Annotated in this window: 18 protein-coding genes and 5 pseudogenes; 16 read left to right on the forward strand and 7 right to left on the reverse strand. The window is 59.2% G+C overall.

What is annotated here, in order from left to right:
- Positions 1-375: 375 nt before the first annotated feature.
- From VSR68_RS42905 to VSR68_RS30055, 5 genes are all read left to right on the forward strand, one after another.
- Complete coding sequence (locus VSR68_RS42905) at positions 376-738, forward strand: hypothetical protein (protein ID WP_428983617.1); 363 nt, start codon at positions 376-378, stop codon at positions 736-738.
- On the forward strand, positions 731-877 hold the full coding sequence (locus tag VSR68_RS42910; protein WP_428983627.1) for a PDDEXK nuclease domain-containing protein: 147 nt from the start codon (positions 731-733) through the stop codon (positions 875-877). Before VSR68_RS42905 ends, VSR68_RS42910 begins: the two co-directional genes overlap by 8 nt.
- Positions 837-1,223: a PDDEXK nuclease domain-containing protein gene (locus VSR68_RS42915; protein ID WP_428983618.1), complete on the forward strand. Its 387-nt coding sequence runs from the start codon at positions 837-839 to the stop codon at positions 1,221-1,223. Before VSR68_RS42910 ends, VSR68_RS42915 begins: the two co-directional genes overlap by 41 nt.
- Before the next feature lie 472 nt (positions 1,224-1,695).
- The gene (locus VSR68_RS30050; RefSeq protein ID WP_342943319.1) at positions 1,696-1,848 is read left to right on the forward strand and encodes a hypothetical protein; all 153 of its coding nucleotides are present in this window, start codon (positions 1,696-1,698) and stop codon (positions 1,846-1,848) included.
- Positions 1,849-2,176: 328 nt separating this feature from the next.
- Positions 2,177-2,296, forward strand: coding sequence for a hypothetical protein (locus VSR68_RS30055; RefSeq protein ID WP_342943320.1), 120 nt, complete (start codon positions 2,177-2,179; stop codon positions 2,294-2,296).
- A gap of 510 nt (positions 2,297-2,806) precedes the next feature.
- Here the strand turns inward: VSR68_RS30055 and VSR68_RS30060 are convergent.
- The 3 genes from VSR68_RS30060 to VSR68_RS30070 form a co-directional block, all read right to left on the reverse strand.
- On the reverse strand, positions 2,807-4,378 hold the full coding sequence (locus VSR68_RS30060) for an intermembrane transport protein PqiB (protein ID WP_342943321.1): 1,572 nt from the start codon (positions 4,376-4,378) through the stop codon (positions 2,807-2,809).
- Positions 4,379-4,645: 267 nt separating this feature from the next.
- A complete protein-coding gene (locus VSR68_RS30065) occupies positions 4,646-4,855 on the reverse strand; it encodes a hypothetical protein (protein WP_342943322.1) in 210 nt (69 codons plus the stop codon).
- Between the two features lie 119 nt (positions 4,856-4,974).
- The gene (locus VSR68_RS30070) at positions 4,975-5,637 is read right to left on the reverse strand and encodes a DUF3313 domain-containing protein (RefSeq protein ID WP_342943323.1); all 663 of its coding nucleotides are present in this window, start codon (positions 5,635-5,637) and stop codon (positions 4,975-4,977) included.
- A 273-nt stretch (positions 5,638-5,910) separates the two neighbouring features.
- On the opposite strand from VSR68_RS30070, the gene VSR68_RS30075 reads away from it, so the two are divergent.
- A complete protein-coding gene (locus VSR68_RS30075) occupies positions 5,911-6,513 on the forward strand; it encodes a TetR/AcrR family transcriptional regulator (protein WP_342943324.1) in 603 nt (200 codons plus the stop codon).
- A 434-nt stretch (positions 6,514-6,947) separates the two neighbouring features.
- On the opposite strand, the pseudogene VSR68_RS30080 reads toward VSR68_RS30075, so the two are convergent.
- Positions 6,948-8,329: pseudogene (locus VSR68_RS30080) on the reverse strand (hypothetical protein); the annotation flags it as partial.
- A 208-nt stretch (positions 8,330-8,537) separates the two neighbouring features.
- Between VSR68_RS30080 and VSR68_RS30085 the strand changes: the two are divergent.
- From VSR68_RS30085 to VSR68_RS30100, 4 genes and pseudogenes are all read left to right on the forward strand, one after another.
- A complete protein-coding gene (locus VSR68_RS30085; protein ID WP_342943325.1) occupies positions 8,538-8,732 on the forward strand; it encodes a hypothetical protein in 195 nt (64 codons plus the stop codon).
- A gap of 214 nt (positions 8,733-8,946) precedes the next feature.
- Positions 8,947-9,809 (forward strand): annotated as a pseudogene (locus tag VSR68_RS30090) (LysR family transcriptional regulator).
- Between the two features lie 115 nt (positions 9,810-9,924).
- Positions 9,925-10,484: pseudogene (locus tag VSR68_RS30095) on the forward strand (IS6 family transposase); the annotation flags it as partial.
- Positions 10,482-10,646: pseudogene (locus VSR68_RS30100) on the forward strand (hypothetical protein); the annotation flags it as partial. The pseudogenes VSR68_RS30095 and VSR68_RS30100, both read left to right, overlap by 3 nt.
- Positions 10,647-10,704: 58 nt before the next feature.
- Here the strand turns inward: VSR68_RS30100 and VSR68_RS30105 are convergent.
- A complete protein-coding gene (locus tag VSR68_RS30105) occupies positions 10,705-12,216 on the reverse strand; it encodes a carotenoid oxygenase family protein (RefSeq protein ID WP_342943326.1) in 1,512 nt (503 codons plus the stop codon).
- A 307-nt stretch (positions 12,217-12,523) separates the two neighbouring features.
- Between VSR68_RS30105 and VSR68_RS30110 the strand changes: the two genes are divergently transcribed.
- From VSR68_RS30110 to VSR68_RS30130, 4 genes are all read left to right on the forward strand, one after another.
- The gene (locus VSR68_RS30110) at positions 12,524-14,395 is read left to right on the forward strand and encodes a histidine kinase (RefSeq protein ID WP_342943327.1); all 1,872 of its coding nucleotides are present in this window, start codon (positions 12,524-12,526) and stop codon (positions 14,393-14,395) included.
- The gene (locus VSR68_RS30115) at positions 14,392-15,165 is read left to right on the forward strand and encodes a LytTR family DNA-binding domain-containing protein (RefSeq protein WP_342943328.1); all 774 of its coding nucleotides are present in this window, start codon (positions 14,392-14,394) and stop codon (positions 15,163-15,165) included. Before VSR68_RS30110 ends, VSR68_RS30115 begins: the two co-directional genes overlap by 4 nt.
- Before the next feature lie 191 nt (positions 15,166-15,356).
- The gene (locus VSR68_RS30120) at positions 15,357-15,539 is read left to right on the forward strand and encodes a hypothetical protein (protein WP_342943329.1); all 183 of its coding nucleotides are present in this window, start codon (positions 15,357-15,359) and stop codon (positions 15,537-15,539) included.
- Positions 15,540-16,398: 859 nt separating this feature from the next.
- The gene (locus tag VSR68_RS30130; protein ID WP_342943330.1) at positions 16,399-17,211 is read left to right on the forward strand and encodes an RMD1 family protein; all 813 of its coding nucleotides are present in this window, start codon (positions 16,399-16,401) and stop codon (positions 17,209-17,211) included.
- An 83-nt stretch (positions 17,212-17,294) separates the two neighbouring features.
- Here VSR68_RS30130 and VSR68_RS30135 read toward each other — a convergent pair whose 3' ends face one another.
- Together VSR68_RS30135 and VSR68_RS30140 are read right to left on the reverse strand one after the other, a co-directional pair.
- On the reverse strand, positions 17,295-18,422 hold the full coding sequence (locus VSR68_RS30135) for a YbdK family carboxylate-amine ligase (RefSeq protein WP_342943331.1): 1,128 nt from the start codon (positions 18,420-18,422) through the stop codon (positions 17,295-17,297).
- 271 nt (positions 18,423-18,693) lie between these two features.
- The gene (locus VSR68_RS30140) at positions 18,694-18,864 is read right to left on the reverse strand and encodes a hypothetical protein (RefSeq protein ID WP_342943332.1); all 171 of its coding nucleotides are present in this window, start codon (positions 18,862-18,864) and stop codon (positions 18,694-18,696) included.
- Between the two features lie 228 nt (positions 18,865-19,092).
- Here VSR68_RS30140 and VSR68_RS30145 point away from each other — a divergent pair.
- Together VSR68_RS30145 and VSR68_RS30150 are read left to right on the forward strand one after the other, a co-directional pair.
- Positions 19,093-19,522 (forward strand): annotated as a pseudogene (locus VSR68_RS30145) (alcohol dehydrogenase catalytic domain-containing protein); the annotation flags it as partial.
- A gap of 624 nt (positions 19,523-20,146) precedes the next feature.
- Positions 20,147-20,323, forward strand: a complete 177-nt coding sequence (locus VSR68_RS30150) for a hypothetical protein (protein ID WP_342943333.1) — start codon at positions 20,147-20,149, stop codon at positions 20,321-20,323.
- Positions 20,324-20,684 lie beyond the last annotated feature (361 nt).

The following is a 20,684-nucleotide window of genomic DNA, read 5'->3' on the forward strand; positions in this document are numbered from 1 at the left end:
GCCTCCGAATACTGTATAAAAACACAGTACTGTTACTATATACAGCATTGCGGCGGACGGCAAGTCAGATGGAGGTACGCTGGCGTCGGTTAGCCAGTCGGTAGGGCGCCGCGGTCCCCGTTTTCCGGTCGACGCCGATGTTCGGACAGGGTCCGTTTGTGCGCGAGCACGCTCAGAGACGTGAATGATGGATGACCTGCCCGTCATGCGTGGGGCGACGACTATCGAAACTATCTGATCGAACTCGAGCAGCGAGTCGAGCGTGCGTGTCTGCGCGCGATCGCGAGTGCCACTCGTGAGTTCGTTTCGCCGTATTGACAGCTCGGTCGGGACATTGTTGAACGCCAGCAACGGCAGGGGTGGGGCGCCCGGGTAGTGGATCAGCTCGCGCGACCTGAAGGCGGCGCTTCCGGACATGCGCGGGTTTTCGCCGCGCAACCTCAAGTACATGCGAGCACTCGCCTTGGCGTGGCTGGAGCCGGAATTTGTGCAGCAGCCTGCTGCACAATTGCCGTGGTCCATCTCTGCACGTTGCTCGACAAGATCAAGGAGCCGGCCGCACGCGACTGGTATGCCAGCAAGTCGCTCAAGCATGACTGGTCACGAAGCGTACTCGCGATGCAGGTCGAGACGGGCGCACACATCCGGACCGGAAGCGCCATCACCAATTTCGAGGAACGACTGCTACCCCCACAGTCCAGCTTGCCCGCCAGCGCTCAAGGATCCCTGCATTTTTGACTTCCTCAACCTCACGGACGACGCGCAGGAGCGCGATATCGAGCAGGCACTGACGCAGCACATCACCCGTTTCCTGCTGGAACTTGGCGCGGCTTTGCGTGTCGGTACGCCAGTACCGGCTGGATGTGGGCGGCGATGAATCCTTTGTTGATCTCCTGTTTTACCATTTGAAGTTGCGGTGTTACGTCGTCGTCGAACGCAAGACGACGCCGTTCCGGCCAGAGTATGCAGGTCAGCTCAACTTTTACCTGTCTGCCATCGATGCCCAGGTCAAGGCGCCGGACGATCACCCGACCATCGGCCTGCTGCTGTGCAAGGAAAAGAACCGCCTGGTTGCCGAATATGCCCTGCGGGGTGTGGCAAAGCCGATGGGCGTCGCCGAGTACCAGTTGATGCGCGAAGTACCGCTTTCATTTAAAGCGACATTGCCGTCGATTCGCGAGATCGAGTCAGAACTGCGCGATGACTTGAAGAAGGATTCGTGATGTTTTTTCAGTCAACCTGCGAGCGAATTGGGTGCCAGCGCGGGGCAGCCGCGTGCGGAGACAATTATGCTGAGTTCGGTTCTGCGAGAGACTCGAGGTACTCGGTTCTACTCACCATAGCATGGTTTGCTCTCCGGTCCTTCGAAGATATGGGGCTCGGATACGTTGCGCCAGGCGCGCGCTGGATTGAAAATCCGAACCTACGCGCCTTTTTGAACACCTTCCAAAGAAGACACCGCTCGAACGATTACGCGTCCGTTGCAACCGGTTGCCGCATGCAAGCATGCCCATAAACAATTTATAGTTGAGCTGTCTGAGTTGACCCCTTCCTCGCAGTCCATTCCCGATCGGCAAGCGCAATCTGACGGCCGTGTCCCTCTTTGCCGGGTTGGGGCCGACGTGCCGCTGAAGATGATTCGGCGCTCCTGTCAGCTTCGTCAGTTCCTGGCTACACCATCAAAAAGAGGTACCCGTGAAATACATCAACCGCATCGCAGCGTCGACAACGCTGGTGGTAGTCGCTTTTAGCCTCGCAACGTTCGCCCAGATCAAGTTCTTTCCGAATATCACCGACGACAACCCGGTCGCGCGTATCGTCCTCAACATCGAGTCCTGGACTAGTTAGTGATCAATGGACGGTCTTGCACTGCGCTCATGAAGCGAATCAGCGGCAAGGACGTTCTACATTGCTGAATAGATGCCGTAGCTCGCTTTCTATCTGGGCCACATTGGCAGCCCCAAAGCCGTGTCGGCAAGCCGCACGCAAACGTAGTGGGCAGGAGATGACAAGGGCATCGAGTTCGCGTTCGACCGGACTGAAGTGCTGCCCAATACCTCCGCCGCGCACAGCCTTGTTGGCTTTACAGCTAGCCGCGGCAACGAAGCACATCGCGCGGCGGGGTACCTGCGCAAAAATAGCCACGCTCTACGCAAAGGGCAAACTCAAGCTCGACGTGCCTTTTCGTCATGAAGGCATGCTCGGTGTCGTCTATACGGGCACACTTGTCGAAGAATTGAAGATCGCCGAGTACAAATGCGTCGTGACCACCGTCTCGGGACAATCGTGGATCTAGGGTTTTAGTACTTATGTGCTCGATCCCGCCTTTCACGAATGGTTTTACCGCAGGCGATATCTGGTGATGAATCCCGCCGCAAAACGAAAGTGGCCGCGTTCCGGGCTTGAGACGACAGTGAGAGGTTTCGGCGCGGCCCAAATCGGCAACTGCTTCAGGACGATCGGTGACGAAGAGGCCGCGACGCTGATCATGTCTGCATCGGAGCCATCGTCCGGACGCAGGAAGGCACGCACAGCCTGATCGCAGGACGGTTTGCATGTCTCTTCAATGGTCTCGAACCTGCTTGATGCGATGGGGAAACCTGATGAGTGGAAGCTGATGGGCGGAAAGTGCAATCGGTGCGGGGTGGATGGCAGCGTCGACAGCTCCGACTGTGCTCCGCGCGGTGGCTTACTGGGATGACTGACAGGCTTGTCATCAGTATGCCAATGTCACAGAGCAGCGGCATATCAGCCGTGCATCCCGCCAGGAACCGGTGCGATCGTTCAGACGATCCTACCGGCATGTTCAATTACCCTTAGCAGACGATGACGACTTCCCCCACACGAGAGATTCCGGATGTTGTTGCAGGTAATCGGCGAGCGAATTGAGCGAAGCAAGTGTGCGTCGCAGTTCCGTCAGCGCCTGATGCACGTCGGATTGGAGTGGAGAATCCTGCGCGAGCGTAGCGTTCGCGGCATTGAACGATTTCTGGGCGGCTGATAGTGTTGCGCGAGTCTCAGGTATCAGTTCGGCGTCGACCCGCTGGAAAAGCGACGCGGTGGTGCGAAGTGTCTGGTCGAGACTTCGGCCGATGTTGTCGAATGGCACGCGGTCCAGTTTGTTCACGATGCCTGCAAGCTGATCCTGAAGTTCTTCGAGAGTATTGGGCACTGTAGGAAGTTCCACGGGCGTTCGCTGCGTATCGATACGAACGCTGCGTGCGTGTGGAAAAAAGTCCAGCGCTACATATCGTTGTCCTGTTAGAACGCTGCCTGTGCGCAGTTGCCCGCGCAAGCCGTTCTCGACGAGTTGATGCAGCAGATATCTGCCCGCTGCGCTGTCGCCGTTTCCGAGTGCCTGCCGGTAGTGGTGTCCCAGCCGCGTCGGGTACAGATCGAGCGTGGCGAGCATGTCGATCCGGGCCGTTGCGGGATTGAAGTCCATATCGATCGCCGTCACCCGGCCCAGTTCGACACCGTGGAAATCGACGGGTGCGCCGATGGACAGACCGCGCAACGATTGATCGAATCGCATGAGGACACGCGCGGCGGCTCCATCCTCCGCTCGTTGCGCTGCATCGGTGCGGTTGGCGGCAAGCGCGAAGGAAGCGCCATCTGCAGCCTGGCGCGCGGCTGGCATGCGTGTGACCGTATCGAATGCGACGCCGCCGGAAAGCAGCGACGCGACAGACTGCGTATCGAGTCTGAGACCGTCGGAGCCGAAGCGCACGTCGATCCCGCTTGCCTGCCACCAGCCGGTCGCGGATGTCACATACCCGTCGTAGGGTGCGTCCACGAATACGTCGACAACCACGTCGGCGCCATCTGCGGAAAGCGAATAATCGAGAACCCGGCCGGCTTGCACGTGACGGAACAGCACGGGTGAGCCGGCGGTCAGAGAGCCCAAGGAGTCGGCGTGAAGCACGAAGCGCTTGCCCTTCTGATCGCTTGTGACGGAGGGAGGCGTTTCGAGTCCGATGAACGCTTTGCATTGTCTCGATGTGCCGCCCATATCCGCGGCGATGTATGCGCCGGAAATGGCTGTCGAAAGCCCCGAAATACCTGTCATGCCGATGCGCGGACGAACCACCCAATAGCGTGTGCCGCATGTCGCAAACGGTTTTGCGGAATCGTCCAGTTGCACATCGGCGAGAACCCGAGTGCGGTCCGTCGAAAGATGCACGGCCTTCAGTGTGCCGATTTCGACATCCTTGTAGCGCACCCGCGTTTTGCCCGCCTCCAGGCTTTCGGCTGTCATGAAGCCGATCGTGATGCGTGGTCCGCGCTGCACGGTCACGCGAATGAGCAGCGCGCCTGAGATGAGCAACGCGGCAACGGGAATCAGCCACACGATCGACGGTAGGAGCCGATCGCTCATTACAGCTCTCCCGTAACGACATCACGCAGATGTTTGCCGATTCGGCGCGCCTTGGTGATGCACGCGTCGAAGCGACGGCAAAGGCGGTCCTTCGAGTGCCTGAAAGACTCAAGCGCAGACTCACGTACAGACTACAGACTCACGCGCGAACCAGTCACATAAAAAGGCACAACCACGACACCGGGTTCGTACCCAATGCCACATGCGCTGCCACCCGTCCATCATGATCGAACGGTCCGTAACACGCCTTTCGTGTTGACCGGGCGCTTAGCGGGCATTCGCATGAAAGTGGACAACCAGCGTGATGTAGGCAAGCGCAACGAACACGCCCGCCGTCGTTCCGAGCACATCCCGGTATCCAGCCCCTCGCGTGAAATGGACGGGTAGTCCCACGACGAAGTACGTCACTGCGAACACGATCACCACCATCAACGGCGGCGGTGTCGTCATCAGGAGGTCTGTCACTGCGTGCATCATTTGCCGATCCAACAGGTGATGAGCAGCCGTCCGTGTCGACGTGCTGCTGCTGTCGTGGACACATCCTTGCAACGCGAACCCTTGCTTCGCCGCGTGTCGGCCGTTGGGCTCACCGTCTCTTATTGCAGTTGGGCGACGAGGGCTTCGGCACCTTTGTCGAGGCCGGTTCTGGCCGCGCTGAGCGATCCAAATGCAGCGGGCAGATTCATCGCGTTCGGATATTGCTTCGACACATACGCCCGCAAAAGGCGGTTGTTGGAACTGTCATACACCTCGACGGCGTATGTCACCGAGCCGCTGAACGCGCCTTTGCCTCCGCGGATCGCCTGGACGCCGTTGTAGAGGTTCCCCGCGATATCGAAGTGCATCACCTGCCCGACGAGCGCAGTGGTCTTTTCCGCTCCTGTCAGCGTGAGCTTGACGCGCAAGGTCGCAGGCGAAGGCTGGCTGGCGATTTCGAAACGCTTCGAGAGCTTCGTCGCAAACGTCTTGCCCATGTAATCCGCGAGCGCGGCCTTGTCGTCCTCCGGCATATCCGCGAACTGGTTGTCATTGCCCCGATACACGACGACCGGGTCGATCATGACCTGCGTGTAACGCGACCAGACGACGGGAGCGGCATACCGGTAAGGCACTTTTGCCGCGTCATTCTCCCGGTTCTGCTTCAGTTGCGGCGACGACGAAATGCCCGAGTAGGCAACGGGCGGCACACTCGAACATGCCGTCAGGGCGAGCGTTAGCGTGCTGACGAAAAGCAGCAGGGCGGGTCTCATGGTGGGCATTTCCGGTTCCTTGCGAGTGGATGTCAGATGTCGGCGACGTTTCGATTCGTGTGAAAGCCGACGTGGCCGAAGCGTAGCATCGTCGGTTTCGGATGTAAACCGTCTATCCGGTTTGTTTCTGCACCGAGACGCCGAGCGTACAATCTGGGTTTCCCGGTTCGGGCGATATGCTACTTGCAGCTTTTCAGTAGCTACTGGCGTGTCGGGTTTGCGCGGCCACGACTTCGGCAAACAGGTAGCTAACCGGCTCGAATGACGTCACTTTCAAGATCAATGGATAACCAGACACGTTCGGAAAATACTCGCAAGAAGGCCATCGAGGCCGCACTGACGATTCTCACGCGTGAAGGTGTGGGTGGCCTCACGTTCGATTCACTGTCGCGCGAGAGCGGAATCAGCAAGGGCGGGTTGCTGCATCAGTTTCGTACCAAGAATGGCGTGCTCAAGGCATTGCTCGAACATCAGCGGCAGCAGTTCGAGCAGATCGCGCATGCGCATATGGCGAAGGTGGGCACAACGAAGACAGAACCGTGTCTGTCTTCGCAGATCGCCATCTATCGGGAATCCGTCAAGCAGCCGCATTCTGTCGCGCGCGCGGTACTTGCTGCACTGGTCGAGAGTCCGGAGCTTCTGGTCGAGTTCAAGGTAACCGATGCAGAGAGAATGAAAAAACTGCGGGAAGAGTCGAGCGACCTTGAACTTTCCTTGTTGCGCTACTTCGCCGCCAGCGGCCTCGCATTCAATTCGCTACTTGGGCTTTCGCCGTTGCCGGAGGCGATGATGAGCCGGCTCTTTGAACGCTTGCTTGACGAGTCGGCATGGGTGAGTCAGAAGCCGCGGGTAAAAACACGCAAGAAGGTTGCGGCTAACGGCTGATGCAGGTTACGTTACCGGGCAGGCTTCTTCCCGAGAACGTCGCCTTCGGTTCACAAGTTCTCGTTCTGTTCGAATGGTTCCTGACATGCGAGGCGACGGCCGAGCGAACGGCGGCAAAATGCCCTGAAGCGCTTCACCGACGTCATCAGGTCAATGTCTGCAAAGGCCGAGCGAGGCTGGGGAGGGCGAGCGCGCTCAGAGTCGATATAAAAACCGCTTCGCGTGCATGACAACAGACCAGATAACAGGCAAGCGTCGAGCCGCTTGTGTCCGATGAACGGCGAGCGGCTCAAATTTCCCGGCCAAAAAAAAGGCGTCGTTCCAGAGGTTTGCCGTCTCAGTGGGACCTCATGGAACTCAGCGCAAATCCAGCCGACCTGGCGCTTACGGATCAGCGGCGGCATCGTTGATTGGTCGACGCGGTCAACGACTTTCAACAGGATCGCTTGTTGTAGAAGTTCCAGCGCTTTCAATTCGTCCAGTCGACCCGTGCGTGCCTTGCCCGCCAGTGTCTTGATCAATTCTTCTGCTATCGGTGCAATACCGTGAAGATTGTCCAGGCTGGTCACGGTAGCGAAGGGGAGCGGAGCCGGACTTTGCTGCGGCTGCGCGGAGGCGGGCATCGACTCAGACGGTGCTCGCGTGGGTGCCCGAACCGCTTCATCATTTTCTTCGAATGAACGGGTGGCAAGGTCGTCGGGGAAATCATTGACATCCGCTCGCGGGCTGACGACGATCGTCTCCCTGTCTTCGGCGACGTCCGCCGAAACAGATGCGGCGCTTTCCGATGCATCCAGGGCGGTCGCACGCTCGCGTCGCGTGCGCACCTTCCCGTCGACGCGTTTTCCCTGTACGCCATCGTTCGTTGCCAGCGCAGGCGGCTCATGTTGTTGAACGGATGCGCGACCGCGTGGAGCAGGCGCAAGCATGCGCGACACCGACTCTGGAATGTCGGCTTCCGTGCGCGGACTGTCTAACCAGCCAACTGGCAATCCGAGTCGCTCCGTGAACCAGGTTATTTCCACACTGTCCATGCGCTTCTTGCCATGTAGCCGATCGGCGATGTTGAATCCACTCATCTCCATCACCACGCCGAGTCTTACTTTTGATCCGTTGCGCTTGGTGAGAAGGTGGAGGTTAGCGCGTCGGATGTTCTCCACCTCGGCGCTATCGCTCAATGCCAACGGTTGCTGTTGCGGCGTCTTGGGAGGCGGCTTGTCTTTCGAGCGCGAAGCTTTGCGCGGCGCACGAGGTTCAGGCTGTTCAGGCATGTCGCTTCGACGATTCTTGACGGCTCTCGGCGAACCGCCAGCTACTTTCTTTGGCATTTGCGCGTCCCCGGACAAACTATCCTCAGGAACTGGTTGCTGGTCGACGGTCCTGGCAGGAGCCGGCTCAAGTGCTTCGGACTCTGCGTCGAATCCTTCATCGACCTGGACGAAGTCGAGCGGTGACTTCAGACGAGCGATGGTCTCGTCCGCAAGCGCAGGATTGGGCTGGTCAAAAAAGCCATGCGGTAACGCAACGTAGTTTCCATGTGAAAGGCGGTCTCGGGCGTGAACCGCTCGCCTTTCATCAGTTCGCCCACGCGCGTCATGTTCGATTCGAGTGCAATGGCGATATTCTCTGCGCCTACCGCATCGACCAGAAACTGAAACGATCGTGTTTTGAAGATGGAGGCAGTCTCGGTGGAGTCTCGGGGAGGCGCCTTCACATACGGTGGTCCCCGCCGTTGGGGCGGAGACTTATTCTCGTGGTGTGGCTGGCGTTGGCCGTTGCGCCGGGATCCCGCATATCGTCCGTGGGCTTGACTCATAAAATACAGCTCCAAGCGATGTGGATATTCTGGGTATCGTGATTATAGATGAGGCGATGTCGGCATCTGACGCCGTCCTCATGCTGTCATATTTCCGAATTAAGCTTTCTGCCCTCGGTAGTCAGCCCACGGTCGTGGGTGGTCATGCGGCGCCCGTCACCGGAAAACCTGACGACCGGCGTTTCTTTCTTTGCATCAGGATCATCCCGTGTTGAGCGCCCACGAATTCGCAACATTGACGCTGGTCAAGGGCTCCGCCGATCACATTGCGGATCGGGAAGAACTTGGTGCATTGCTTGAACGCCAGCTTGTCGCCCTGGAGCGGCTTGCGGGCGGCGCAGTACGCCCTCGCATCACGGAGGACGGAGAGTCGCTACTCCGTAACCTTGCCTTGATCAACTGATGCGAAATATCCGTCGGGTGCCGCGTGAAAGCTGCCAACCGCACGACTGGCGGACGGCAGGAACTCAACGCAGCGCTTCCAGCCGGCGTTGGCAAGTTTTGTCATCGCCGCCGCGCCGGTAGCTCTGCATGGCCTTCGTGCGGTCCGGGATAAAGCTGTCGCCGGCGCCCCAAGCGCCTTCCCAGAAGAGTCCGAGATTGTGTGCCGCGGCCCTGTGGCCGATATCCGTGCGCTCGTTGCCGTGGCCGAGGCGGGCAGCTTCACGCGCGCGGCGGAGCGGCTGCATCTGTCGCAGCCGGCGCTCACGGTGCAGATACGCAGGCTCGAAGAAGCGGTCGGCGCGCGCCTGTTCGACCGCAACAGCCGTAACGTCGCGTTGACGGCGACCGGCCGCGAGCTGCTTCCGCTGCTGCGCAAGTCACTGCAGGACATGGAAACCGCGATGCCCGAGCGCTAGGTGAAGGGGAGAGCGGTATTGTCCGCGTCGCGTGCTTGCCGACGTTCGCGGCGAGCGTGTTGCCCGAGTTGATCATCGACATGAAGCGCGAGGTGCCGCGCGTCGTCTTCCAGATTCGCGATGTCGTCGCGAGCACCGTCAATGCCCTCGTGCGTAATGAGGAAGCGGACAGCGGTCTTCCCGGCAGCGAGGTGCTCGATCCGATGCTCGAGGTCCTGCGAACGGGCGTTGACCGGCTCGTCGCCGTGTGTCCGCAGGCGCATCCGCTTGCGAGAAAGCGGCGAATCGGCCTGAACGATCTGGCGCAGGCGCCACTCGTGCTGACCGCGCCGGGAACGGCCGTGAGAGCGGTCGTCGATGCGGCGCTGAGTGAATCGCGCGAGCCGTTGGATATCGCGTGCGAACCGACGTACATGATGACGGCCGTCGCGATGGTGCGTGCCGGCCTTGGTGTGACCATCCTGCCCGAGACCGCGCGCGAGGTGCGAGCCGAGGCGGGGCTCGTCGTGAAGAAGATTGACCATCCGGCATTCGTGCGGTCGATCGCGATCGTCAAGAAAAGAGGCAGGACGTTGCCGGCGATAATGGAGAAGTTCGTGAAACTGATGCGCCAACGCTAGTGACGTAATGAAACAGTCGCGTTCCCTTCGTCGTATACGGCCTTTTCACCCGGACGCCGGCAGGCGACAAGGGCTCTGTCAGCTTGGTGGGCAGGCGACGGTAAAATGAAACGCGATGAAGAAGACGAAATCGCTTTATCATGGTTACCGCTTCCCTGCTGTCACGTCATAAGCTGCGCGGTTCGCTGGTATTTTCGGTTCAGCCTGAGCCTGCGCGACATCGAGGAGTTGTTGCTCGAGCGAGGCGTCGTGGTCACGTACGAAACGATCCGTTGCTGGCGCGACAAGTTCGGAGCTGGATTCGCACAGTGCGCCAAGGCGGTGCGACGGAAGCCGGGCAGCACCTGGCATCTGGACGAGATGTTCGTAACGCTGCGCGGCGAGCCGTATCTGTTGTGGCGAGCGGTCGACGAGCATGGCGCCGAGATCGACGTGCTGGTGCAAAAGCGGCGCGACAAGGCAGCGGCCAAGCGCTTCTTTCGCCGGATGCTGCGTTCAAACCCGGTGCCGCGCAGGATCGTTACGGACCCAGTTGGGAGTTATCCGGCGGCGAAGGCTGAAGTTCCCGAACTCGCCCGCGCAAAGCACTTTTCGTCAAGGCGGCTGCACGCGTGAACAACCGCGCCGAGAACAGCCACCCAGCCAACCCGCATACGCGAGCGCCAGATGTGCGGCGGTCCACCAGATATCGACGTCGATTTCGAACACCAGAGACCGGAAGAGGTTATTCAGTATATCTATCGTAAATACACACAGATCCGCGCGGCACTTGCGGCCGCAGTTACGACATATCGGCCGCGCTCGGCTATACGTAATTCAGGTAAGGCACCAGGCATGCGCTTCGGTGCTACAGGGGCGGGGCCTGTTTGCTGGCGAGGAGCAATCGCTCGCTTGCTCATTTTTCGTGTACCCAGCAGCCGTGAAAGCTCAGTGGCAGCGTGTGCGTGAGCCAGACTTTGGCAACGGGTCCATCTTCGATACGGTCTGACCGGAACACCGCGAGGCAGTTCTGCTGAACCCGGCTATCGAGAACCTCGACGAGAAGCCAGCCTTCATCCTTAAGCAAGTCTGCCCTGTCCGGCTCGGCGGCAAAAACAGGTTCCGCACAGTACTGTCCGGCGTCAAACGTAAACTGCTGGCGCCTGCCGCTCAGCATGTCCATGCGCACGATTGCGTTCCAGAAGCCGGTATCGTCGGTGCCCAGGCCGAAATAGCCGTACCGGTTCTGCCGCAATGCATGCATCGGATTGATGGTGGGAAACTCATGGTTACCCGCGTCAAGCGTCTCCATACGCGCTCGCCGCTGCTGCGGCGCTATGACGAAGCGCCGAATCGCGCCCGGCGCGCCAACCAACCCCTGCTGGTCGGTCATGATCGCACGCCAGCTCGCATTCGAGCCCAAAAAAGTGCTGGGATTGTCGTACGCAACGCAGTCGGCCACGATTTCGCTTCCCCGCTCGTAAGCATTGACACCATGCCACATCCATACCGCTCCCGTCTCGATTTGGATAGGGTCCGCGCTGCTGCCCCGGCCTACGACGAGCAGTAGGCCACCAGCCTCGAGTTGCCAGTGGATGCATCCCAGCAAGCTGGTTTCGCCTGCCTGCCAGCTTGCCACGTCCATGAAAGCCGGGTGCAGATGCAAGACGATGTAACGTTCCGTCACGAAGAAGTCGTGCACATAGACATAGCGTGGCGCTTGCAGAACCCGGTGCCAGCTCAATTTGCCTGTCCGGTCAAACTCCGTCAGATGAATCTGCAAGGTCGGCCCGTACTGCGTACCGAAGTGAATCCATGCGCCACTGACGGGGTCCTCCTTGGGATGGGCGGAATACACGATCAGCCCGCTCGGCAGGCCCAACAGCGATACCCCGCGTGTCGATAGCGATTGCGGCTCGATTTGATAGGGTTGAAATGATTCGTCGAACGCATAGAGCTGGCCGTTACGCCACCGCACCGAGACGCCGGCCTGGCCGCCGTGAAAGTCGGGATGCGCGTTACGAGCCGGTCCACCCGGGAGTTGGGAGGCCCATGTGGAGTAGAGATATTGTCCGGCGTTCGATTCGTCGAGATATTTGCTGGTGCCGACAAAGCGATTCTGGAACGTCACGCCTTGTGAATCGATCCGGTAGCAGCGGATCATCCCGTCGCCGTCAAGGATGTGTTGCTTGCGCCAACCCGCCCGCTCGAACAGACCCGGTCCGTTGCGAAACAGCGTACCCACGAGGTTTCCGGGCATCTGCCCCTCGACGCGTGCGGCGTAGTTCAACTCCTGATTCATCGAGGTCGCCAGAGCAAACCAGGGGAGCGGTGACGTCGATCCGACGGTCTGCGCGAGGCCGCGCACACCGGTGAAAGCGCCGAGCGTGCCCAAGGCACCCAGCTTCAGAAGATTCCTTCTTTTCATGTCGTTCCTCCGGTAAATGATGGCCGCGCGAGGCGATACCTTTCGCAGACACCATAGGAGCCCGGCAGAACAGAACCCAGACTGACTGGCGTGAGCGCGGGATTCGGCGCACAAACGCTGCAATTGCGCCGGCGAACGCGCGTCGGAAAACGGCGAGAAAGGCAACGGCGAAGCCTGTTTCGTTCGCACTCTGCACGTCCGCGTTTGAAGCCGAAATCCGGCGCTGGGCCTGACGGGAATGCAAACCGTCACGGTTTGGAGCAAACTTGTCCGGCAACGCGCGAGGCCGCTTCGAATCCGGACACTCATGGACGCACAGCTCAATCCCGCAACGCTATTCGGACAGCTCATCGGCTACGGCGTCAGCTTGGTGCTGGCGGTTCTCCTGGCAGCGCTCGCGTGGTGCTCTCCCGGTGAAGACCGTCATGCGCGTGTGCTCAACGCCGCTTGCGGAGCCATATGGAGCATGGGCGGCCTGACGCGATTCAGCCTGCTTGCGGCCGGTGTTTCTTCGCAGGCGATCACTGTGACGTGGGTTGACAGCCTGTCGTTTTTTGCCCCGGCCGCCTGGCCAATTTGCCTGCTGCTGTTCTGGAACATCGACCCTGCGACTCCATGGCGCAAGCAAGCAGGAGACTGCCTCCTGCGTTGTGCGCTCGTGCTGGCAGCACTCCAGATGATCGGCCTCGCGGTCGCACCTCGCCTGCGTCCCCAATGGCTCGATGCGCTGCATTGGATGACGGGATACAGTGCGCTCGCTGTTCTGTTCAGCGCGCTCGTCCTGCTTCGTCCGCGCATTGCGCGAGGTGCGCAGCGGATCGGGCTTAAGCTGATCCTGCTGGGTCCGTCGCTGAGCATGGCCGCGCACTGGGTGAGAACGTATGCCGCATTACCGGCGCGTTGGGATCCGCTGCTCGATGTATTGGCAAAGCAGAGCATCGTCCTGACGATGCTCGGCGGGCTGCTATATCTCGGACAATTCCGGGCTGCCGATCGTTTTGCCAAACTCGGCCTGCGCGTCCTGTTCGCTTGCATGCTGGGCCTGACGCTCGCAGGGCTCGCCGCGTGGTTGTTGAGCGAAGGGTTCGCGCTGCGCACCGCGTCCGATGCTGCGCGCGCTGCGCTCTTCTGCGCAGTGGCTGCTGCCTTGCTCCTGCTGTCAGGCTGGATCGCAAACGCAGGCGTGCGCGTTGTCGATCGGCGCATCTTCGGCCGTGACGATCTCCAGGCGGCACTCGCTGAATTGCAAGAGCGCCTCGCCTTGCAGGAGACACAGGCAACTGTTTTTCACTGCGCCGAGCGCTTTCTGTTCGACATCCTGAACATCGAAGTGCATGTGTCGTGCCGGACGGCCGAGGCGATGTCATCCGATGATCCTGTCACGGTGCCTGTAGGCGAAGTCGCATCCCTGGAACTCTTGCTGCCCGATAGCATGCATGGCCGCACACTGCTGAGCGGAGAACTGGACATCCTTCGGCAAGCCGCGGCGGTGGTCGGGCGACGGCTCGAAGCGCTCGAACGCGAACGGGAGCGGCTTGAGAGCGCGCAGCGCGAGGCGAACCTGTTGCATCAGGTGGTCGAGGCCGAGCTGAGAACGCTGCGCGCGCAGATCAATCCGCATTTCCTGTTCAATTCGCTCAACACGATCGCGGCAATGGTCCATCAGGAGCCGGACATTGCAGAAACGATGACGGTACGTCTGGCCAGGATTTTTCGTCACGTGCTGCACCAAAGCACGCGATCATTCGTCCCGCTGCGCGAGGAGGCCGCATTTCTGAGGGCCTATCTGGAGATCGAGCAAATCCGCTTCGGGCAGCGGCTGCGCGTTGACTTCCGCATCGCCGACCCGATAGCCGACTGGCCGATTCCTTCGCTGATCCTGCAGCCCCTCGTCGAAAATGCAATCAAGCACGGCTTTGGGCCGAAGCGAGGCGAGTGCCGCCTGGTGGTCAGCGCGGCCCGCGTAGGCGACGACCTGATACTGACTGTAGAAGACAACGGCATCGGAACGGGTGTCGCTGACGCAAACGATGCGTCAACCAAAGGAATAGGGATGCGTAACGTGCGCGACCGACTGAAAGCAGCCTACGGCGACCGCGCACGATTTTCTTTCGATAGCGAGCCACGGCGAGGCAGTCGTGCGAGCGTCACGATTCCGCTGCAAACGGAGAAGGCATGAGCGTCGAGTTGCGCACACTGCTGATCGACGACGAACCGGCATCGCGGCTCCGTTTGCGTCGGCTGCTGGCACGCCGTTCCGATGTCGAGATCATCGGCGAGGCGAGCGACGGGCTCGAGGCGACCGAACTCATTGCGCGCCTGCGCCCCGACCTGATATTCCTCGACGTGCAGATGCCCGGGCTAGACGGATTCGACGTGCTACGTGCCATCGCGCCGACCGTGCCTCTTCCGCTGGTGATCTTCGTCACCGGCTACGATGAATACGCGCTGAGTGCTTTCCAGGCGCGGGCGCTGGCGTATCTGCTCAAGCCGGTCGAGGAGGAGGTTCTCGATGCGATGGTCGAGCGCGCCTACGGCATTCACACCTATCAGGAGCAGCTTGCCGAGCACGACGAAAAGGTGCGGGGCATGTTGAACGAGGTACCGGCAGGGGTTCGGCACATCGTTGCGCGCAAGGCGGAGCGGTTGCTCCTTTTGGAGCCGGCGGACATCTGCTTCTTCTGGATGGATAGGGGCATCCTGCGGGTCAAGACACAAGCCGAACAGTACTGGGTCGACTATGCGATCGGCGACCTCGAGCACTCCTTGTCCGCGAGCGGCTTTTTCCGGGCGCATCGCAGCACGCTCGTGAATCTGCACAAGGTGTCGGAAATTCGTGCCATTGCGCGCAGTGCCTTTCAACTCGTCATGAAGGACGACCAGCAAAGCAGAATCGATGTCAGTGAGCGACAGGCGCGTGCCCTCAGGTCCCGGATTCCTGGACTGTGATTCTTTCGAATTTGGGCACCCAGCTACTTTCTTTGACATTTGCGCTTCCTAGGACAAACTATCCTCAGGAACTGGGTTGCTGGTCGACGGTCCTTGTAGGAGCCGGCTCAGGTACTTCGGACTCTGCGTCGAATCCCCGTCACCGGAAAACCTGACGACCGGCGTTTCTTTCTTTGCATCAGCAGCATCCCGTGTTGAGCGCCCACGAATTCGCAACATTGCAGCTGGTCAAGGACTCCGCCGATCACATTGCTGATCGCGCGTTGCTTGAACGCCAGCTTGTCGCACTGGAGCGACTTGCGGGCGGAGCAGTACGCCCTCGCATCACGGAGGACGGAGAGTCGCTACTCCGTAACCTTGCCTTGATCAACTGATGCGAAATATCCGTCGGGTGCCGCGTGAAAGCTGCCAACCGCACGACCGGCGGGCGGCAGGACCTCAACGCAGCGCTTCCAGGCGGCGTTGGCAAATTTTGTCATCTCCACCGCGTCGATAGCTCTGCATGGCCTTCGTGCGGTCCGGAAGGAATCCGTTGTCGTCCGCGCCCCACAGGCCTTCCCAGAAAAGCCCGAGATTGTGTGCCGCGGCTTTGTGGCTCAGTTCAATGGCCTGCTCGTAGAGCGATCGCGCAGGGCTCACATCGACCTTGATTCAGCTGGCGGTGCGTGGCTTGAGTCTTAGCCTCCTGTCTGCGGCCTGGTGGGAGAGTTGTGTTTACTTTGGTCACGCTCGTATTGTCCTATTGTCCTTCGACCAGCTTAACCTGAAGAAAGGTATATCCGTTCTATGATCTGTCAATCCTTGCGCGCGTAATCGGCCAGCAAGCGAGAGGGTAGATCAAAGGGTTCTACATCCGGCGTGAGCCGACAGGCAGCGTCGGCCTGAGCCGACACTCACGGTCGACGTTTGTGAGGCAGCTCTGAGCTTCATTTCTGATCGACGGTGCCATCGGTGGCAACAGCGCACGATGGATTATCCATTCATGCAATCCCAATTGCGTACCGGAACTGGACGGAAGAAAATCTTCATTCGTGCCCGTCGGAAGATTGACGTCGGTGAAGAACTCAGCGCGAACGGTATGTCTGTCACTGTGGAGCCCGGCGATGTCGAGGTACGATGATCGCTGGAAGACGGTCACGATAGGCAGGTTGTAACAGCGCCAACGCCTGGGAAAGCCGCACGCCAATGGGTCGAAGCGCATGTAGAGAGATGAACCGGATTGGTAGGTAGAACATGAACCAGCTCGCTTTCGACTCCCGGCAACACGTAAAAGCCCGCGCGCGCCTGATTGGAGACCGGCTTGATTTGAAAAACTATAAGATCGCCAATCCGATGGGCACCACGCCGCTGACACTGACCGTCGGGTCTGACGACGGCGTAGCAGTTCTGTTCCGTTATGGTGTCGTTGTATTTTTTGGCGTGGGTACCAACGATGAAACAGCTTTTATTGATTCCCTCAAAACCATCATAACCAACGCTTACGACAGCCCCGAGGTCGAAGAACTCGACATCTACAGTGGAAGATCCAACGCGGGGGTGCAGAGCGACGCCCTGTCGGTGGACAAGGTCACGTTGGAGAAGATACAGATAATCGCGGACGTGCTCGGGAAGAGCCTCGTCCTGTCACTGTATGAGAAAGAGGTCGCGGGTAAATTCGATGGGATTGCCCCCGTTGCCCTGGAGCTGGCGAATTCGGGAAAGGTGAGTGCGGATTCGAAATCACTTTTTTCGAAAATAGGCAATCTGATATTGATCGAACACCGCATGGTTGGCCGTGCAGAGATCGGTGACAAACCGGAAATCCTGTGGGACTTTCCTGCCCTTGGTGGCCTGTATGCCGCCCTCGAAGACGAATTTGAGCTGCACGAGCGTCACGCAGCGTTAGAGCGCAAACTGACTCTGATTTCGGATACCGTGCAAACCTTGGCGGATATTGTGGAGAACAAGAAAATCCACAAACTGGAATGGTATGTAATCGGGCTAATCTGTTTTGAAGTCGTTCTGAGCCTCGTAGATCTTGCCAGGAGATGGCTCCTTCCAGGCTGATCGACTGACGCGCCGCATAGTTTTCGATCGTACATGATCGCGCGCATAGATTGGAGAAACACCGGAATCGCAAACACCCACGTCTATTCCGGCATTTGCGCACCACGCCAGATCTGACATTGCTGGCGGGCGACTTCATGCAACGAGTCATTCGCGGCGTAAATGCGGCGCAACCACATGGCATCGCTGAAACCATCACTCACAGTGCGCTTGATGATATCAAGTCCTTCTTCCGCGCCCAGAGTCCGCGCATGGCGAGCGATTGCTTCCAACGTGGCAAGAATTTCGCCTCGAATCGGACCGCGATGCCCGGTCTGCGGGTTCAGACATACTCCATCGAGCCCGAATCGGCACGCCATAAACCGGTTTGTCCGGTATACCTCATAGTCCCGCTCACTGAGACGCAAAGGCTTTTCAACTAGCAAATAACACGCGACTGTTTGAATATAAGCGGCGATTGCGGCGGCCCATTCCACCCGCAGCGGTGTGTCCATGACACGTACTTCAATCGTGCCGTAGCCCGGGCTTGGACGTATATCCCAGTAAAAGTCTTTCAGACTTTTTACGAGACCCGTGACCGCCATGCGATCGAAATAATGTTCGAATTCGGACCACCTCGTCACGAAAGGTGCTTGCCCAGACAAAGGAAACGGGGCGACCGAATTCAGTCGGGCACACTGGAACTGTGTATCGCTTCCCTGTACATACGGCGAGGAAGCAGCCAAGGCGATGAAGTGTGGAACGTAACGCGAAAGCGAATGCAGTAGAACGAGCGCCGAATCAGCGTCTGAGCAGCCTATATGCACGTGTTGGCCAAAGATCGTGAATTGCTGATAGAGAGCCCCATACAATCCCATCAGGTATTCGGAACGTTCGCGCCCATCAGAACGCTGGTCGTACCAGTTCTGGAAAATATTTGTGCCTCCACCGCAAACCCCGACATTCAGAAAGTCGGCTGCCCGAACCAGCGTATCGCGAAGGACCTGCAATTCGCTCTTCACCTGGTCGAAACTCCGGCACACGCCTGTTGACAACTCGATCATACCCTCTGTCGTCTCCGGCCTGATTGCCCCAACAAAGTTCTGGTCTCTCACCCGATTCAGCAACTCCGTCGCCGCCTTCGTCAGATTGTAATCATGGGTATTGACGACCTGAACTTCAAGTTCGACTCCGATCGTGAAGGGATCCGAGGACGCAAATGGCGGCAGCATAGAATGCCCTGTTGCACGACGATGCTCGCGCCGGGCTTGACGTGTGAACCGACGCTACCGCGTTGGGTCGGATGTTTTCAACGGGCACTGCCGATGTGCAGCGCCAACAGCGAGTTCACTGCCAACCGTCGATCCGAGACAACAACGCGCGGATTCTCTCATTCTACGCGCCTTAGCTGGGCCAAATGGTTCCCCGTTGCACGTGCGCGTACCTTTCGCAGTCGAAAATGCGAGAGGCACGCGGGCGGCACTTCGCACGTGAAGATTCCGGTTATGAACGAATATAGCGCGGCTGCAGTTCCGTGCGTTTTGAGGTGGGTGCGCCTGTTATTGGGTTGGAGTGCCAATCAAATACGGAGCCGAGCACAATCATGGCCTGCTGATCGATTCGCAGGATAGCCTTTCTTTTGTCGCCTGTCAGGGCGTGTTCGATAAGCAGCACGGTGCGTCGCCGCCGAGGGATCGCCGGCCGGTATTTGGTCCGCCTGTGGATTGGCGGCGGCACAGATTCACGAATCCAAAAGTCCCGCGCTTGACGCGAGGAGGGCGGCACCCGCTGCTGTCGCCGCGGTGATCGGATGGCCGCACGATCCGACCCACCGGCATTGCCCGACTCAAGCACACCTTGGACTTCGAGCGCGTGGTAGTCGGCGGCGCGGTTCCCGATGACCTGCGCGCCGTACAGTTGGGTATTCGATGCGACACCGTGCTCGATCCGGTCATCGAAGATCCGCGCAATGCGATCATCAAGGTGATGTGTGCCATATGCGGCTCCGATCTTCGCCTCTTTGATGGATTCAGGCCCGGCATGCAGTCTGGCGACATCATAGGCCATGAATTCATGGGCGAAGTGGTCGAGGTCGGCAGGGAAAATACCGCGCTGAAGAAGGGAGGCCGTGTGGTCGTGCCGTTCACCAAATGTGCGGCGGATGCGACCAGTGCGAGCGGGGGCTGAACGCACCAATCGCAACCGGCACGCAGCGGGCAATCTGTTCGGCCACACGACGACCGGCCTGTTTGGCTACACGCATCTCACGGGCGGCTATCCCGGTGGTAGTCCTTTGATATCGATGGATCCGTCTGCGAATTCAGCGCCGGTAACAACGTCGAGGGCCGCGATGTTGTGCCAGACCCGTCATCGATGCGCGTCGCGCGAGCAAATCGGTACAGTTCCTCACGCTGACCGGATGGTCGCGACTGGGCGCGTCAAAAGGGACGTAGCGCGTCGAGGCGGTGCTCTCACTGCCGCTCACGAACGGGAGTGCGGTGGCATTCCCGGATCACATACGCGCTCCAGTTGGACGCGTGCTACAACGCTGAACTCGAGATGGTCGCAAAGTGCACCGGCCGGCCCCGTATTAACGCCAGGTGCTTAAAATGTCACAATGTGATGTAATATTACTGGTCGATTTGCTTGCTCGTAGGGATGGAGCGCACCGCACGTAACCCGCTCCGTCTGCAACATGCCAGCGAATGGTCCTTCGTAGCAGCGAGCTACGCGCTTCGTGGTGCTTTCGGTTCGACGTTAAAGGAACTTGCTGAATTTGCGTATCGGGCCCGAACCGGCGGCAGGCTGCCGCGATAGGGCAAATCGGGTAAAGGTGATCGACATCACGAGCAGATCCGAAGCCCTCTATCGAAGTACAACGCGAGCGACGAAGCACACACGTCGTTCATGCTTTTGAATCAATCCATTTGCAAGACAGATCATTCAGGAGGCTTTCATGAACTACCCCGAGAATAGCAGCGCGCAGGAGGTCCCGCAGGGCGACGCGGTGTCAGCGAGCGAAACTTACGTGCCGTCGTATCGATTGCTGCTACACGAGCCGACCGTCTTGCTTGCTGGCAACCCAAGTGACCGAACTGATGTCGCGACGGCCGCGATCCTGGGCTACAACTGACAGCGAGACTTGACGGTATCAGGCAGCGCCTTGAGTCGCCCGATTTCTCTGGGCAACGAAAGTCGGGCAGCGCCGTGCAAAGTCATTGCGCAAGACGGCTACCGGCCGTTCCCGGTCCTGAAATTAACGAACTGACGGGGCGCGTGATTGGGCTACCGGTTACGTCAACGTCGAGCGTCGTAATCCGATCCGAAAGCGCCACACCGGGCGGGGCTGACAGGTGATCGGGGTTTCTGTTTCCAGGTCTCTGATTGCCAAATTAATATGTGTTAGTATATCGAATGAAGTGAGGGATACGGACTTCAACCACTGGCTGCCTACGACGATGGCGCGCATGCAGCAATGGCGTCCGGACAAGTCA

The organism is Paraburkholderia phymatum, from assembly GCF_038900715.1.
Taxonomy (GTDB): Bacteria; Pseudomonadota; Gammaproteobacteria; order Burkholderiales; family Burkholderiaceae; genus Paraburkholderia; species Paraburkholderia phymatum_A.

What these genes read in the sequence shown, in the direction of transcription:
- VSR68_RS30060 (WP_342943321.1), bottom strand. Translation starts at nt 4,378, where the DNA reads ATGAGCGATCGGCTCCTACCGTCGATCGTGTGGCTGATTCCCGTTGCC.
- VSR68_RS30130 (WP_342943330.1), top strand. Translation starts at nt 16,399, where the DNA reads ATGAACCAGCTCGCTTTCGACTCCCGGCAACACGTAAAAGCCCGCGCG.
- VSR68_RS30065 (WP_342943322.1), bottom strand. Translation starts at nt 4,855, where the DNA reads ATGATGCACGCAGTGACAGACCTCCTGATGACGACACCGCCGCCGTTG.
- VSR68_RS30070 (WP_342943323.1), bottom strand. Translation starts at nt 5,637, where the DNA reads ATGCCCACCATGAGACCCGCCCTGCTGCTTTTCGTCAGCACGCTAACG.
- VSR68_RS30135 (WP_342943331.1), bottom strand. Translation starts at nt 18,422, where the DNA reads ATGCTGCCGCCATTTGCGTCCTCGGATCCCTTCACGATCGGAGTCGAA.
- VSR68_RS30105 (WP_342943326.1), bottom strand. Translation starts at nt 12,216, where the DNA reads ATGAAAAGAAGGAATCTTCTGAAGCTGGGTGCCTTGGGCACGCTCGGC.
- VSR68_RS30110 (WP_342943327.1), top strand. Translation starts at nt 12,524, where the DNA reads ATGGACGCACAGCTCAATCCCGCAACGCTATTCGGACAGCTCATCGGC.
- VSR68_RS30115 (WP_342943328.1), top strand. Translation starts at nt 14,392, where the DNA reads ATGAGCGTCGAGTTGCGCACACTGCTGATCGACGACGAACCGGCATCG.
- VSR68_RS30150 (WP_342943333.1), top strand. Translation starts at nt 20,147, where the DNA reads ATGAACTACCCCGAGAATAGCAGCGCGCAGGAGGTCCCGCAGGGCGAC.
- VSR68_RS30075 (WP_342943324.1), top strand. Translation starts at nt 5,911, where the DNA reads ATGGATAACCAGACACGTTCGGAAAATACTCGCAAGAAGGCCATCGAG.